Genomic DNA, 14662 nt, shown 5'->3' with positions numbered 1-14662 from the left:
GGCTCGTACGGGGAGAGCGCGGCGCACGAGGAGAACACGGCATACGGGAACAGCAAGGCTCACGGGGACAGCACGGCGAACGGGGAGAGCGAGGAGAATTGCGTGGAGCCCGACAAGGACAGCGCCCGCGGTCTCTACCAGATTGAGGGCTATCTGCTCTGGAGCGCGGAGATCGAGGACGTACGCCGGCAGGCCGCGCGCTTCACCGCGCAATTGCCCTGGCTGACCACGGCCCAGCGCGAGGACGTGGAGCGGGTCTACACCGCGGACCGGGCGGCCGCCTCCCGGGCGATGCTCGTACGGATCTCCGACCGCGCTACCGAACTGCGCCGCGAATACACCGCGCGCTACCGGCAGCTCAGAACGCGCGTGGTGACGGCGGCGGTTGTGGCCGTCGGGGTGGCGAGCGGAGCCTGTGGCGCGGTCACGTTTCTGACCCGCTAACATAAGCACCCAAGCGGTGCATTTCTCGCCAACAGGACACAAGGCGGCGCGCCGGACGGATTTTGATTCGGCTTGTTTCTCGCGCAGGATCGAGTGGTCCTGTGAAGCGGTCGTGAATTCATCTTCATACCCGTCCGGCGACACGCTTCTGACCACGCTCTATCGCCTCCGAACGGCATCGCGGTAAATGATCACCCGATGACCGAATCACCATCTTGACCACCCTTGACGCACAATCCAGACTCGCAAGCGGCACTCATGCATCAGGAGCCACTGACGCATACGCATGCGCCCTTCGCATACGCGTGCGGATGGCCCTGCGAGACCGATATCGCACGGGGTGTGTGACGGGGGAAAAAACGGAGAGCGCGTAGGCCGGTTCGGCGCATACACGCATTCCCTTCACTTCCCCTCCTCATCTCTTGGTGCGCGAAGGGAATGGAGGGGGAATGCCGACGCACATGGGCTATCCCGGCGTTTACATCGAAGAGCTTCCCAGCAGCACCCGTACCATCGCCTCGGTCACCACCTCGGTGACCGCGTTCGTGGGGCACACCCGCCGGGGTCCGCTCAATCAACCCGTGCGGATCACCAGCTTCGCGGACTTCGAGCGCCGCTTCGGCGGGCTCACCTCCCAGAGCGCTGTCAGCTACGCCGTCCACCAGTTCTTCGGCAACGGCGGCTCCGTCGCGGTGATCGTGCGCGTGGCCAAGGCCGGCACCGGCGAAGAAGCCTGTGTCACGCTCGAATCCACCGAGGGGCACAGTCAGTGCCCGGTGCTCGAAGTGCGCGCCAAGGAGCCCGGCGTCTGGGGCTCGGGGCTGCGGGTGGCTGTCGACCACGACACACCGACCCCGGACAAGACGTTCAACCTCCGGATCCTCGACGCGCGCGGCGGCGCGCGTGAGACCTTCACCGGTCTGTCGATGAATTCCGGCCACGGACGGTTCGTGGAGACGGTCGTCAACGCGGGTTCCTCCCTCGTCCGGGTCAAGGCCCTCGACGAGGACAGGCCCGACCCCTCCGGCACCGTCTCCAAGCCCTTCTCGGCGGAACTGCCCCATCTGAACGTCGAGTTGAAGGTCAAGATCGGCGATGTGGAGCGTGAGTTCACGCTCTACGATCCCGACCACGACGGCGAAGCCCCGAGCGGTGTCACGGAACTGGCCCTCCTGCTGGAACGCAAGCTGCGCTCGCTCCCGGACGCCCCGGGGAAGCACACCTTCGCCGGCGCCGAGGTCACGGCGTTCGGCCGGCGTATCCAGGTCGTCGCCGGGTCCGTCGACCCCGACGACGTGGTGCGCTTCGTCGGCGAATGCGCCAATGACCTGGGCCTTGAGGCCTCGGTCAACCCGCCCGTCTTCCCGCTGGAGGGCGGCAAGGACGGCGATCCGCCCGGCCCCCGCGACCTCATCGGCAGCGAGGCGAGCAAGACCGGTGTGCAGGCGCTGCGCGATGTGGACGATGTCAATCTGCTGGCTCTGCCCGAGCTTTCGGCGTACGAGTCCACCGAGGACATGGTCACCGTGCTCTCCGCGGCCGAGCAGCTCTGCCGGGAGCGGCGGATCTTCCTTCTCGTGGACTCCCCGTCCACCTGGGGCAGTGTGGACAACGCGCGCGCCGGGATCGGCGCGTTCGACCCCGTACGCAGCGATCACACCGCGCTGTACTTCCCGCACCTCCAGCTGACGGACCCGCTCACGGGACGGCTGCGCTCCTTCCCGCCGTCGGGCGCCATCGCCGGGGTCATCGCCCGTACCGACGGAGAGCGCGGCGTCTGGAAGGCGCCGGCCGGGACCGAGGCGCGGCTCGCCGGGGTGCGGTCGCTGACGGTCAAGCTCACCGACCGGGAGAACGGACTGCTCAATCCGCTAGGTGTGAACTGTCTGCGCACCTTCCCGGTGGTCGGTCCGCTGGTCTGGGGCGCCCGCACACTCCAGGGCGCCGACGCGCTCGACAGCGAGTGGAAGTACGTGCCGGTGCGCCGGCTCGCGCTGCATGTCGAGGAGAGCCTCTACCGCGGTCTCCAGTGGGTCGTCTTCGAGCCCAACACCGAGCAGTTGTGGCAGCAGATCCGGCTGAAGGCCTCGGCCTATCTCAACGATCTGTTCCGGCAGGGCGCCTTCCAGGGCGGCACACCGCGCGAGGCGTACTTCGTCAAGTGTGACAAGGACACCACCACCGAGGCCGATGTCGAGCGCGGAGTGGTCAATGTCGTGATCGGCATCGCGCCGGTCAAGCCCGCGGAGTTCGTGATCGTGAAGATCCAGCAGGTGGCCGGGCAGTTCGACCTGTCGTAACCGAGGAAAAGGAACACGAAGGAAACCGATGGCTGAGTTCCAGATCAACGCCCATCGCTTCGACCCCTACAAGAATTTCAAGTTCCTGGTCCTGTGGGACGGTCGAACGGTCGCGGGCGTCAGCAAGATCAGTCCGCTCAAGCGCACCACCGAAGTGGTCAAACACCGTCACGGCGGCGACCCCAGCTCACCGCGGAAGTCGCCGGGCCGCTCCGAGTTCGAGGGGGTCACGCTCGAACGAGGCGTCACCCACGACCCGGAGTTCGACCGCTGGGCCAACAAGGTCTGGCAGGTCGGGGCCGGGCTCGGCTCGGAGGTCTCGCTGCGGGACTTCCGCAAGGACATCATCATCCAGGTCCTCAACGAGGCCGGGCAGGTGGCTGTCTCGCACAAGCTCTACCGGGCCTGGGTGAGCGAGTACCAGGTGCTCGGCGAGCTGGACGCCAACGCGAACGCCGTCGCCATCCAGAGCGTCAAGCTCGAATGCGAGGGCTGGGAGCGGGACTACGAGGTGGAGGAGCCGGTCGAGCCCTCGTTCACCCATCCGGCCTGATCCGCGCGAGCCCTACCACCCGTACCACTGGTACCGCCCGTACCACTGGCACCGCCGCTACCCCTGGCACCACCCGTACGACCCGTAACACCTGCACATCGGAGGAATGAGGGATGACGCCGACGGGGCCGGCCGAGCTGCTCGCCACCTGGGAATCCGGGCTGGCGCAGCACGACGCGGGACGGTCCCTGCTGCTGCACCGGGCGGCCCGCCCGGGGGCCGGCACCGACGAGTTGCTGTCGATGCCGGTCGGCGCGCGGGAGGCGGATCTCTTCGCGCTGCGCCGGGCGCTGTTCGGCGAGCGCATGCAGGTACGCGTCGAGTGCGCGTCGTGCGGAGAGGCGATGGAGTTCGATCTCGACGCGACGCGGCTGGGCGTCGGGGGGCGGACTCCGGACGGGCCGCTGCGGGTGGAGGAGGGCGACTGGGTGGTGGAGTTCCGGCTGCCCACCGTCGCCGATCTCGCGGCGGCCGGCTCCGCACCGGACGCGGCGGAGGCCCGTCGGCTGCTGGTGGCGCGCTGCGCGGTCTCGGCCGTACGGGGCGGGGAGACGGTGCCGCCGGAGCGGCTGGCCGGGCTGCTGCCCGCGGAGGTACAGCGGCGTCTCGCCGAGACGGCGGCGGAGGCGGATCCAGCGGCCGACATGACGCTCAATGTCAGCTGCCCGGAGTGCGGCGGCGCCACCCCCGCCGAACTGGACATCACCTCGTATCTGTGGACCGAACTGGACACCTGGGCAAGGGACGTGCTGCTCGATGTCCATCTGCTCGCGAGCGCCTACGGGTGGAGCGAGCCGGAGATCCTGGCGCTCAGCCCGCTGCGGCGTCGTTATTACCTGGAGCTGTGTGCCGATGCCTGACTACTTCGACCGGCTGCTCGCCCGGTACACACCGGTGCCCGGGGTGGGCGGTGCAGAGGGCGCCGGGGGCGCCGGGGGCATGACGCGTGTCCGGCCACGGCTGCCCGGCCCGTTCGAGCGGGTGGAGGCGCTGCGGTCCGGCCCGCGGGAGCCCGACGAGCCGGCCGCGCCGATCCCGTCCGTTTCTCAGCCTTCCTTCGGTCCGGCCGAGTTGGTGCGCGAGGAACGTGAGGTGCGGATGGACCGGCATACGGTGGTACGGACCGAGGCCGTACGTACGGACGGCGAGCCCGAGCGGCCCGTCGGCTCCGCCGCCACGCCGAGCGCGGGGCCACTGCTCCCGCCGCTGTCGCACCGGGCTCCGGGGCGGCTCGCGGTGTCGGGCGACGGCCCGCGCGCACCGCGACGGCCCGCGACCCCCTCGGCATCCGGTACGGAGCGGACCGCGCCCGCCACCGTGCCGCGCGCCGCCGCCACTCCCCCGGCCGCCATGGCGCCGCTCAGGCCGCGCGACGCCGACACCGCCGCCGCCCGGGGCGCCGCGCCGAACGGGGTGGGACGGCGCGCGCCCCAGCAGGCCGAACGCGTCGTCCACGTACAGATCGGCCGGCTCGAAGTGAGCGCGGCGCCGCCGCCCGGCGGGAATCGCCCCACCGCCGCCGGACGCCCCGATCGCACCGGACGGCGCGAGCCCGCGCTGACCCTGGACGACTATCTGTCGCGCGGCGAGAAGAAGAGGAACTGAGGCCATGAGCAACGCACTTGCCGTCGCGACGGTCACCCAGGCCCTGGCCCTGCTGATCGAGAGCAATCTCGGGCCCGAGATGGATATCGCGGTCAAGGTGGAGACCCGCAAACCGCCAGCCGAGCCACCGACCGAGCCGACCGTCAATGTCTTTCTGTACCAGGTCACTCCGAACGCCTCGATGCGCCACACCGACCTGCCCACACGCGCGTCGGACGGCACACTGGTCAAGCGGCCCGCCGCACCCCTCGATCTGCACTATCTGATCAGCGCGTACGGGGAGGAGGCCGAGCTGGTCGGCCAGCGGCTGATCGGGTGTGTGGTCCGGATCCTGCACGAAATCCCGGTTCTGCCCAGGGAGTTGATCGAGCTGGCGGCTGAGCGCCCTCATCTGGCGGGCAGCGATCTGGCCGCGTCCGAGCAGCGGGTGCGCTTCACACCGACGGTGATGGACATCGACGAGACGTCGAAACTCTGGGGGATGCTCCACCACACGCCGTACACACTGTCGGTGGCGTACCAGGCGTCGCTGGTACTGATCGAGGGCCGCGAGAGGCCCGTACCGGCGAAACCGGTGGAGCGACGGACGGTACGGGCGCTGCCGTTCGGGGCACCGGGCGCGCCGGTGCCCCCGGCGGCGGACACTCCACCGGCCGAGGAGCCCACAAGCGTCGGCGACACCGCCACAGAGAACGAAACAGAGAACGAAACGGAGAGCGCAGCGGAGAACGCGCGGGAGAAGAAGCCGGAGACGAAGCCGACAGCCGACGCGCCCGTGAAGAAGCGCGCGGCGAGCAGGACCGCCGCCGCCAAGACGCCGGCCAAGCGGGCCGCCACCGCCTCTCGTACACGTACCCACACCCGCGGAAAGCCCGGCAAGGGCGCGGACGGCACGGAGAGCTGAGGCACGGTGCGGGAGACGGGGGCGGGTGAGGGCATGGGTACGTACGAGGGGACGGCCCGTGGCGCGGGGGAAGGCGCCGGTACGGACGGGCGCGCGCTGGCCGCGGCCGTACGCTCCGTCCTCGCGCGTGTCGACGCCCACGCACGACGCGCCGAGGACCGTACGCGGCCGGGGGACGGGGACACGCCCGCGGGTACGGGCACCGGTCCCGGCACTCTGGACGCGCTCGTCAGGTGCTTCGGGCTCAGCGCGTTCGAGCGCGAGGTGATCCTGCTCGCCGCCGCCGCGGAGCTGGACCCCACCACCGGCGCCCGGTGCGCCGCCGCGAGCGGCGATCCCGACCGGGCGCACCCGACTTTCTCGCTCGCCCTCGCCGCTCTGGTGGAACCGCACTGGAGCGCGCTGACGCCCGTCGCCCCGCTGCGTCGCTGGCGGCTGGTCGAGCTGGACGACGAGACGCGGCTGACCACTTCCCGGCTGCGCCTCGACGAGCGCATCCTGCACTTCCTCGTCGGCTCTCCGTATCTGGACGCGCGGCTGCACGGCCTGTTGCGCCGTACGACCGCACCGGACTCCCTCCCCGCCTCGTACGAACGGGCGGCGGCCCGGGTCGCGTCGGGGCTGGCGGGCGCCGGACCGTACGCTCCGTTACGTGTCGAGCTGGTCGGCGGGGATCTGCGCTCCCGGGCCGATATCGCTGCCGCGGGCGCCCGCCGTTCGGGGCTCGGTCTGTACGCGCTGGCCGCCGACGATCTGCCCACCGATCCGGCGGAACGCGACCGGCTGGCCCGGCTGTGGCAGCGTGAGGCCATCCTGCTGCCCGCCGCGCTGCTGGTGGAGATCGGTGAGCCGGACCGCGAACAGACCGCCGCCACCGAGGCGTTCGTGGAGAGCGCGGGCGTACCGCTGGTGGTCTCCAGTCTCGACCCGCGGCAGACCGCCCGGCCGCGCGGCGAGCGGGTGACCGTGCCGACGCTCGACGCCGAGGAGCGGTTGGGGGTCTGGACGGACGCCTTCCAGGACGTACCGGCGGTGTCGGAGCACGACTTGAGGGCACTGGTCGAGCAGTTCTCGCTGCCGCCCCATCTGATCCGGTCCGCGGGCGCCGCCGTCGTACGGGAGTTGTCGGGTGAGGACGAGCCGGACGCGGCCGGACTCGCCTGGCGCGCCGGGCTCACCGAGGCCCGGATGGGGATGGACGAGCTGGGCCGGCGGATCGAACCGGTGGCGGGCTGGGGTGATCTGGTGCTGGCGGAGCGGCAGTTGAGGATCCTGCGCGAGATCGTCGCGCACGTACGGCAGCGGGCCACCGTCTACCAGGAGTGGGGCTTCGAGGCGACGCTGCGCCGCGGTCTGGGTGTCACCGCGCTCTTCGCGGGCGGCTCCGGTACCGGGAAGACGCTGGCGGCCGAGGTGATGGCGCGGGAACTGGGCCTGGATCTGTTCATCATCGATCTGTCGCAGGTGGTCAGCAAGTACATCGGTGAGACCGAGAAGAATCTGCGCAGGGTGTTCGACGCGGCCGAACGCGGCGGCGCGCTGCTGCTGTTCGACGAGGCGGACGCGCTCTTCGGCAAGCGCAGTGAGGTGAAGGACAGTCATGACCGTTACGCCAACCTGGAGGTCAGCTATCTGCTGATGCGGATGGAGGCGTACCGGGGGCTGGCGATCCTCACCACCAACATGAAGCAGGCCCTGGACACGGCGTTCATGCGCCGGATCCGCTTCGTCGTCGACTTCCCCTTCCCGGGCGAGGCCGAGCGCGCGGAGATCTGGCGGCGGGTGCTGCCCGCGCGGGCGCCGGTGAAGGGAATCGACCCGGCGCAACTGGCCCGGCTGACCGTGGCGGGTGGCTCCATCCGCAATATCGCGCTGTCGGGTGCCTTCCTCGCCGCGGAGGAGGGCGACCGGCTCCAGATGCGCCACATGCTGGAGGCGGCGCGCACCGAATACCTCAAGCTGGACCGCTCCTTGACCCCCTCGGAGGTGCACGGATGGGTCTGAACGAGACACCACGCATGTCCGAGGTACGGGTGGACATAGGCGAGTTGGTACTGGACGGTTTCGACCGCGTTGACCCCGACCGGGTCTCGGCCGCTTTCCAGACGGAGTTGGCCCGGCTCGTACGGGACCGGGGCGTGCCCCTGGCCACGGACGGCGGCCGGGCCCTGGACGCCCTCTCCGGCCTGCCGCCCCTGCCCGCGACCACCTCACCACGGCGCCTGGGCGAGGCGCTGGCGCGCGCGGTGCACGCGGGACTTTCGGGGCGGGGTGAGTCGCGATGAGTACCACGCACTCCGGAGCGCAGCACAACGAATCGACGAACGACAAGCGGCGCAAGCGCAAGGCTCGGGCCACGTCCCGTGCCCCGGAACCGAAGAACATCGTCAGCGGCGCGGGCCAGCCGCTGGATCTGAGCGTACGGCGCGAGCTGGAGGAACAGCTCGGCCACGACTTCAGCCGCGTACGCCTCCACACCGACCGCGACGCGGGCGGGCTCACGGAACTGCTGGGCGCGGACGCGGTCGCCGTCGGCCAGGACATCTTCTTCCGCGAGGGCGCCTACAGTCCGGGCACGGTCGACGGACAGCGCCTGCTCGCCCACGAGTTGCTGCACACGGTCCAGAACCCGGAGGGCCTGGGCGCGCTGCGCGCGGGCCGTGACCTGGGCGCGGTGAGCCTGCCGCAGCAGGCGATGGAGCGGGAGGCGGAGTCGGCGGCGCAGGACCTCGTACGGGACGGAGAACCCGCGACGGAGGTACGACGGGACGAGTCCACACCGGGCTGGCTGCGTTACGCGACGGTCGACGCGGATCTGCGGCGCCAGGAGCAGCTCGACCCGGCGACGCTGGTGGACCGGCTGACGAACAGTCTGCTGCGCTCGCTGCGCGGTGACCCGGAGGACCGCTCCAAGCGCGTACGTACGCAACTGACCCGGTTCAGCCCGGAGTTGCAGGATGCCGTGCTGGACCGGCTGGAGCTGCGACTGCTCTCCTCGGAGCGTGACCGGCTGATCGATCTGGTCGAGGAGACCGAGGACAGCGGCTCGCTCGAACTGGACGCCCTGAGTGCCCCCGCGGCCGTACCGGACGCCGTCGAGCTGCTGGAACGGGAACCCGAACGCTCGCGCGAGGCCGAGCGTCGGCCGAGCCCGGAGCAGGAGGAGACAACCGACCCGGGACAACAGGAGGAGCAGCGACCAGCTCCGAACGGCGGCAGCCATACGGCCGGGCCCCGGGCACAGCAGCCGACCGGAACGTCCGGCCAGACCGCACAGGGGACGCAGGCGTCGGGACAGGACGGTGGCCAGGGCAGGGCCAACGGCGACAAGACCAGCGGGGGCAAGGCCGACACGGAGAAGGCCGCTCGGTCCTCGGGGTCTCCGCAGCAAGGCCGGAACGACTCGGGCGAGGGTGCGGGTGACCCTGGGGTCAGCGGTTCGCCCACGGCGAGCGAGGAGGAGTCCGCGGCCAAGAACCGGCCCGGTGCCGTGGAGCCCTTGATCGCAGGGGAGCAGCTGCGCGAGGCGGACAAGCGTCGCAAGGATGATCAGGATTCGGCGGGTGTGGAGCCCGGCGCTCTGCTGAAGACCGCGGACCTGGGCAGCCGCAGCACGCTCGAAGGGATCCGGCCGCAGGACGGCGAGCTGGAGGACGACCCGCCGGGCCCGGAGTCCGGTACGGACAGCGAGCCGGAACAGCTCGATCCGGAAGAGGCGTTCGACGAGGACAGTGCGTGGAACACCGAGCTCAAACCCGAGGACTTCCTCCCTGAGTCCGACCTCGACGTGTCCGGTGTACCGACCGCGGACAAAATCACCCCGGACCTGGGCACCAGCCCTTCGATGCCGAGCTTTCCCGAGCCTCCCGGGACCAAGGCCGAAGAGGTACAGGCGCAACGGGACGAGGAGGACGCGGCAGAGTCCGACTCGGGGGACGACGAGCTCTCGGAGCCGATGGGCGCCGACGGTGACGCGCTTGATTCCCCAGCAGCCCTCGCCGAGGCGGAGGGCCAGCGACTCAACGCCCTCCAGGTCGAGAAGCCGGTCGAACAGGAGGTGGGCCCGCCGCCCTCGTCCGACGGTTCGGCCGGTGACAGTACCGGGCTTTCCGAGCCGATGCCCGAGGTCAGGGACCGAGAATCCACGGCACCGGAAACAGAGCGATCCGAACCGGACCAGAAACCGGAAGCCCAGGAATCCGGCGCTGCGGAACAGAACCAGGGCCAGCCGTCGGAGAAAAGCGGCGCGCAGGCGTCGGCGGACGGGACTGCGGAGTCCGGTACGGCCTCCCGTACGACTTCCGGCTCACCCGCCACGTCCTCTCCTGACGCGGCCACGTCCGGGACAGGCCGGGCGTCGTCCAGTGGTACGGCTGTCACGTCCCCGGCGCCGACGGCGGACGCGGACACGTCCGGGGGGTCCGGCCAGAGCGGTGACGCCCGCTCGGGCGAGCAGGCCTCCGGGACAGGCACCTCGGCCGAGGCCTCCCCGGCCCGGGACAGCCATGTCTCGGGCGCGGGGGGCGCGGCCGAGACCACTGGAGGCGGTGCGCCGGAGCCCGGGACGGAGACGCGGCAGTCGGAGGCGCCCACTTCCGCTCCGGCCCCCGAACCCGCTGCCGTTCCCACATCGGAGCCGACTCAAGCGGCCGCACCACCACTTTCGCGATCGTCGGACTCCGCGCCTTCACGGACCGTCAAGGGCGGTGGTGGCACGCGCAGCGCCTCGGGCGGTGGCGGAGGCGGCGGGGGCTCACGCGCTGCCGCACCGGCCAAGGCCAGACGCGAGCCGGCCGCGCCGAACCTGTCGCAGGTGTCACCGGAGGCTGGACTCAGCACCGCGGCGAGCCTCAAGCCGCACCGCGCCCTTGAGGCGCTGGGTGGTGTGAACGGCGCGGTCGACCGGACCGTTGGTGAGGAGCATCAGGCGCTGCAGGCCGCACCGCCGACGACGGAACGGCCGTCAGGTGCCCCACAGACGTTGAGTGGCGCGCCGAAGGCCTCCGCCCCGGGCGAGTACTCCACTGATCCGGCAGCCCAGGTCGACGCCCCCGAGCAGGAGGAGGCGACGGTCGAGGGTGACCAGGCCCCGGAGGGCGAGATCCCGGGGATGGAGATCGAGGAGCCCAGCAAGATCGAGCTGGGCCTGGCGGCCGGGGGGCAGGCTGTCGCCGGGATCGTGAACGGAGTCAGCAACCTCGTCGGTGGCGGCGACATCATCGACACCGACGCCCTCGTGGGCTGGATCCTCGACCTGCCGACCGAGGACGAGATGCTCGCTCAGGCATCGGTGGGCATGGCCCCCGGCGTCGGGCTCGAAGGTGAGACCGGCGGCCGCGTCGACGCGCAGGGCGGTGAACTCGACGCCAAGGGGCAGGAACTCCACTCGTCCGGGCAGGACGACGCCGGCCGGCCTCTGGGCGAGGACCAGATCTATCCCGACGTACCGCAGGAGACGCTGACCGCTCAGGTGCCGGGCGGCCAGGGGCAGAGCGGCGGTGCGGGCCAGGCCGGCGGCGCGCCGATCGGAGGGCAGATCCCGCCGGAGGCGGTCTCGGAGGTCGCGGAACACGAACGCGGCCCGCAACTCCAGAGCGCGTTCAGCGACGGCCAGAAGACGATGTCCGACAAGCGGCAGGCCAAGGACGACGACTTCAGGAAGTCTCAGGACCGGCACAGGCGGGACGTCCGGAGCGAGATCGAGACCAATACGAGGACCCAGGCCACGGAGCGCGAGCGGACCAGGACCGAGGTCGAAGAGTCCCGGGCGCGGTGGAGGGCGGAGCAGGACGAGGAACTCGACTCCCTCGGGACGAAGAAGAGCGACAAGGTCGAGAGGATCCGCCAGGACGTCAAGGACAAGGAGGAGCAGACCGACGAAGACGTCGAGAACCGCCGCACGACGGACGAGGAGGAGATCGGCAAAAAGAAGACCACCGCAGAAGAGGACGCCAAGAGCGAACGCGACACCGCGAAGAACGACTCCGGTAACTGGATCTCCCAGGCGTTCGACTACATCCGCGACAAGCTCAATGCGCTCAAGGACGCCATCATCAGCGTCTTCCAGGCGGCCCGTGAGGCGATCACCAGCCTGATCACGGACTTCAAGGGCACGGTCCTCGGCTGGATCGAAGCGGCCCGTGAGGCGATCGTCGACTTGTTCGAGGAGTTCACCGAGGCCCTGATCCAGCTGGGCAAGGACCTGCTCGACGGGCTCCTTGAGATCGCCAACGAGATACGCGATCTCATCATCCGGATCCGCGACGCGGCGATCGAGCTGGTCAACCAGATCGCCGACGAGCTTCGGCAACTGGTCAACGACCTCCTCGACCAGCTCGGTGAGATGCTCAGCGGCCTCCTCGACGCGCTGCGTGAAGGTCTCCGCATGGCGCTCGATGCCGTCATGAGCGGGCTCAAGGCCATCATGGACTTCGCGCTGGGCCTGCTCAACGCCCTGGGCGAATGGGCGATGATCGCCGCCGACATCATCACCGACCCGGGCGGCTGGCTCAGCGGCGCCGCGGCCTCGGCTGAGGACGGTGCCAGGAACTACCTCTTCCAGGAAATCATCTCGGCCGTCAAGAACTGGTTCAACGAGAAGATCCAAGAGGTACTCGGCCTCCCCAAGGAGATCTTCGACGCCCTGCTCAACGGTGGTGTGAGCAAAGAACAGATGGCCGAGGAAGCCTGGGAGGAGGCCAAACCCCAACTGCCGTTCATCATTGGTGAGATCGTCATCACCAAGATCATCGCGAAGCTCATCCCCGGCGCGGGCTGGGTGCTGGCGATCATCGACGCCCTGAAGGCCGCGTGGGGTGCGCTGAGCGAAATCCTGCAGGCTTTCGGCGCGTTCATGGACTACCTGAAGGCGGTGAAGGGCGGCAACGCCGGCCTGTTGTTCGCCAAGGCCGTGGCCTCGGGCGTGGTGGCGCTGCTGGAACTGGCCTACCAGGCGCTGCTCAGCGGGGTCGCCAGGTATGTGAAGAAGGTCGGCGACCGCCTGAAGGGAGTGGCGGAGGGCTTCAAACGAGACCCCGCCAAACCGAACACCCCGAACGCTTCAGACGGGCCCCCGGCCACGCCCCGCCCCCAGGACCCCACGCGCCCGAACAACCCGAACAGGCCGCAGGCGACGGAACAGCCGAGGCCGAACGACCAGCGGCGCAGGAACCAGGAGACGCGGGAAGCCCAGCAACAAGCGCGGCGCACCACCGACGAAATGAGGCGACCGCCCCGCCCCGGTCAGCGCCCCCGCCCCTCCCGAGGCGCCACCCCCCGCCCCACGACCCGCCGCCCCCAAAGCTCCCCCTCCACGCGCCCGCGATCGGACCGTCCGAACAACCGCGCGAGCGATCGCGACCGCCAGAACGAACGCGACCGCCGCGACCAGGACACCCCCCAGGACCGCACCCGCCCACGACGCGAACCGAACAACACCAGGCCAACGCGGCGCCGCCGCCCCACGTCTCCGGCGGCCAGGGCCATGAACCGCGCCAGGCAGACGGTGAGGGCAGCCCTCAACCGCAGCCGCAGGGCCAAGCAGTCCCTGGGCCGCAGGGACACCGACAACAGGCGCCGCCGCGACCTCGACAACAACGCCCGCCGCATGCGCGACGCGTACCGGCGTCGGCGGGATCTGCTGCGGGATCAGCAGAAGCGGCGCGAGGAGCAGAAGCGGCGGCAGCGGGACCAGACGCGGAACAAGGAGAACACACCGCAGGCCAAGGACGCGCGGCTGGCAAGGATTCTGGCTCGGATCCGGCCCAGGACAGCCCAGCTCCTTCACCGCGGCGTGAAGCGGACGCCCTTCTCAGCGGCCCTGCTCGCCATGAGGGCGTGGTACCGGCTCTCCAGCCTCCTGGTGGAAGGCACGTCCCGCTTCCGCGTCATCGCGAGGCTGAACCCCGAGGGCCTGGCGGGTGACGGCATAGCCGAGACCCTGGAAGCGATCCTCGGCCCCGAACTGACCAAAAGGATAAAGGAGGCACTCGAAACAGAATGGGGCGACCTCCGCAGCGGAGACACGAGGACGGAGTTCGCCAAGAAGATCGAGGAGAACCGCGAAGTCCTGGAAAAGGCCGTGGGCGGCGGCTACATGCTGTTCGACCGCCAGGATTCCAGGGACGACTTCGCCGAAAGACTTCGGTCATTCATTGAATTCCCGCGAGGCGTCCCGGGAGTGACTCAAGAACTGCGGGGCGGCGAGCAGGACAATCCGGAGGCCATAACCTACCGGAACCCTGCACGGGGACGGGAGAATATGCAGGAGCCGACCGATGAGATTCTGGCGGTGGCGGCACGGCGACGTAAACGGGGCGAACCCAGACCGCAGATCGGGGACGAGAAGAAGACACTCCAGAGCAGGATCAAATCGAATCGCAAAATCCAGAAGCGGAACGACAAGCGCGAGCAGGAAGGTGACCCGTACAGGGAACAAGTACCACCCTGGAGCGAGTGGCTTCCTCGCCACATCAGAAATGCCGGGAACGACCCCAAGGGAACCGCTTTCGAGGTGGCATTCGCCGATACCAACGGCCTCAGGCCCGAGGATGGCTGGCGCTTCGGTGACGGCGCGCACCAGATGGCATCCCTCCGGAAGATGAAGAAGGAGGAAGGTGTGAACCGGAAGCCCGACGTCGTCAATTTCGAGAAGCGAGTCATGTATGAGATGAAGTACGGCGACTCGCCCCTCTCGCAGCTGGAGCGGGACAGAGAACTCGTGCAACGCGGGTGGCACATCGTCTACGTGTTCAGCAAGGAGCGCCCCGCCTCGGACATCGCGAAGATAAGGAAAGCCGGCATCAGAGTTGTTATCGTGTGGCACGCCGAGGCGACCGAAGAGATACCATAACCTCG

Annotated in this window: 9 protein-coding genes; all 9 read left to right on the top strand. The window is 69.7% G+C overall.

From position 1 onward, the window contains the following. Window positions 1-102: 102 nt before the first annotated feature. The gene (locus ACIRQP_RS16480) at window positions 103-444 is read left to right on the top strand and encodes a hypothetical protein (RefSeq protein ID WP_403890035.1); all 342 of its coding nucleotides are present in this window, start codon (window positions 103-105) and stop codon (window positions 442-444) included. Window positions 445-893: 449 nt separating this feature from the next. Next, on the top strand, window positions 894-2744 hold the full coding sequence (locus tag ACIRQP_RS16475) for a phage tail sheath family protein (RefSeq protein WP_403889733.1): 1851 nt from the start codon (window positions 894-896) through the stop codon (window positions 2742-2744). A 28-nt stretch (window positions 2745-2772) separates the two neighbouring features. After that, complete coding sequence (locus ACIRQP_RS16470) at window positions 2773-3297, top strand: phage tail protein (protein WP_249950016.1); 525 nt, start codon at window positions 2773-2775, stop codon at window positions 3295-3297. Window positions 3298-3410: 113 nt separating this feature from the next. Next, entirely contained in the window at window positions 3411-4157 is a 747-nt protein-coding gene (locus ACIRQP_RS16465; RefSeq protein ID WP_403889730.1) for a hypothetical protein, read from the top strand. After that, the gene (locus tag ACIRQP_RS16460) at window positions 4150-4902 is read left to right on the top strand and encodes a hypothetical protein (protein ID WP_403889727.1); all 753 of its coding nucleotides are present in this window, start codon (window positions 4150-4152) and stop codon (window positions 4900-4902) included. Before ACIRQP_RS16465 ends, ACIRQP_RS16460 begins: the two co-directional genes overlap by 8 nt. A 4-nt stretch (window positions 4903-4906) precedes the next feature. After that, window positions 4907-5806: a DUF4255 domain-containing protein gene (locus ACIRQP_RS16455; RefSeq protein WP_403889724.1), complete on the top strand. Its 900-nt coding sequence runs from the start codon at window positions 4907-4909 to the stop codon at window positions 5804-5806. Window positions 5807-5839: 33 nt separating this feature from the next. Further along, window positions 5840-7810, top strand: a complete 1971-nt coding sequence (locus tag ACIRQP_RS16450; RefSeq protein ID WP_403889721.1) for an ATP-binding protein — start codon at window positions 5840-5842, stop codon at window positions 7808-7810. Beyond that, window positions 7801-8091, top strand: a complete 291-nt coding sequence (locus ACIRQP_RS16445) for a hypothetical protein (protein WP_403889718.1) — start codon at window positions 7801-7803, stop codon at window positions 8089-8091. The genes ACIRQP_RS16450 and ACIRQP_RS16445 overlap by 10 nt, the downstream gene beginning before the upstream one ends. After that, on the top strand, window positions 8088-14657 hold the full coding sequence (locus ACIRQP_RS16440) for a DUF4157 domain-containing protein (protein ID WP_403889716.1): 6570 nt from the start codon (window positions 8088-8090) through the stop codon (window positions 14655-14657). Before ACIRQP_RS16445 ends, ACIRQP_RS16440 begins: the two co-directional genes overlap by 4 nt. Window positions 14658-14662 lie beyond the last annotated feature (5 nt).

It is taken from the genome of Streptomyces sp. NPDC102274 (assembly GCF_044766385.1).
Lineage (GTDB): Bacteria > Actinomycetota > Actinomycetes > Streptomycetales > Streptomycetaceae > Streptomyces.
Note: the sequence above shows the minus strand (reverse complement) of the source record. Positions and strands in the feature narration are given on the sequence as shown.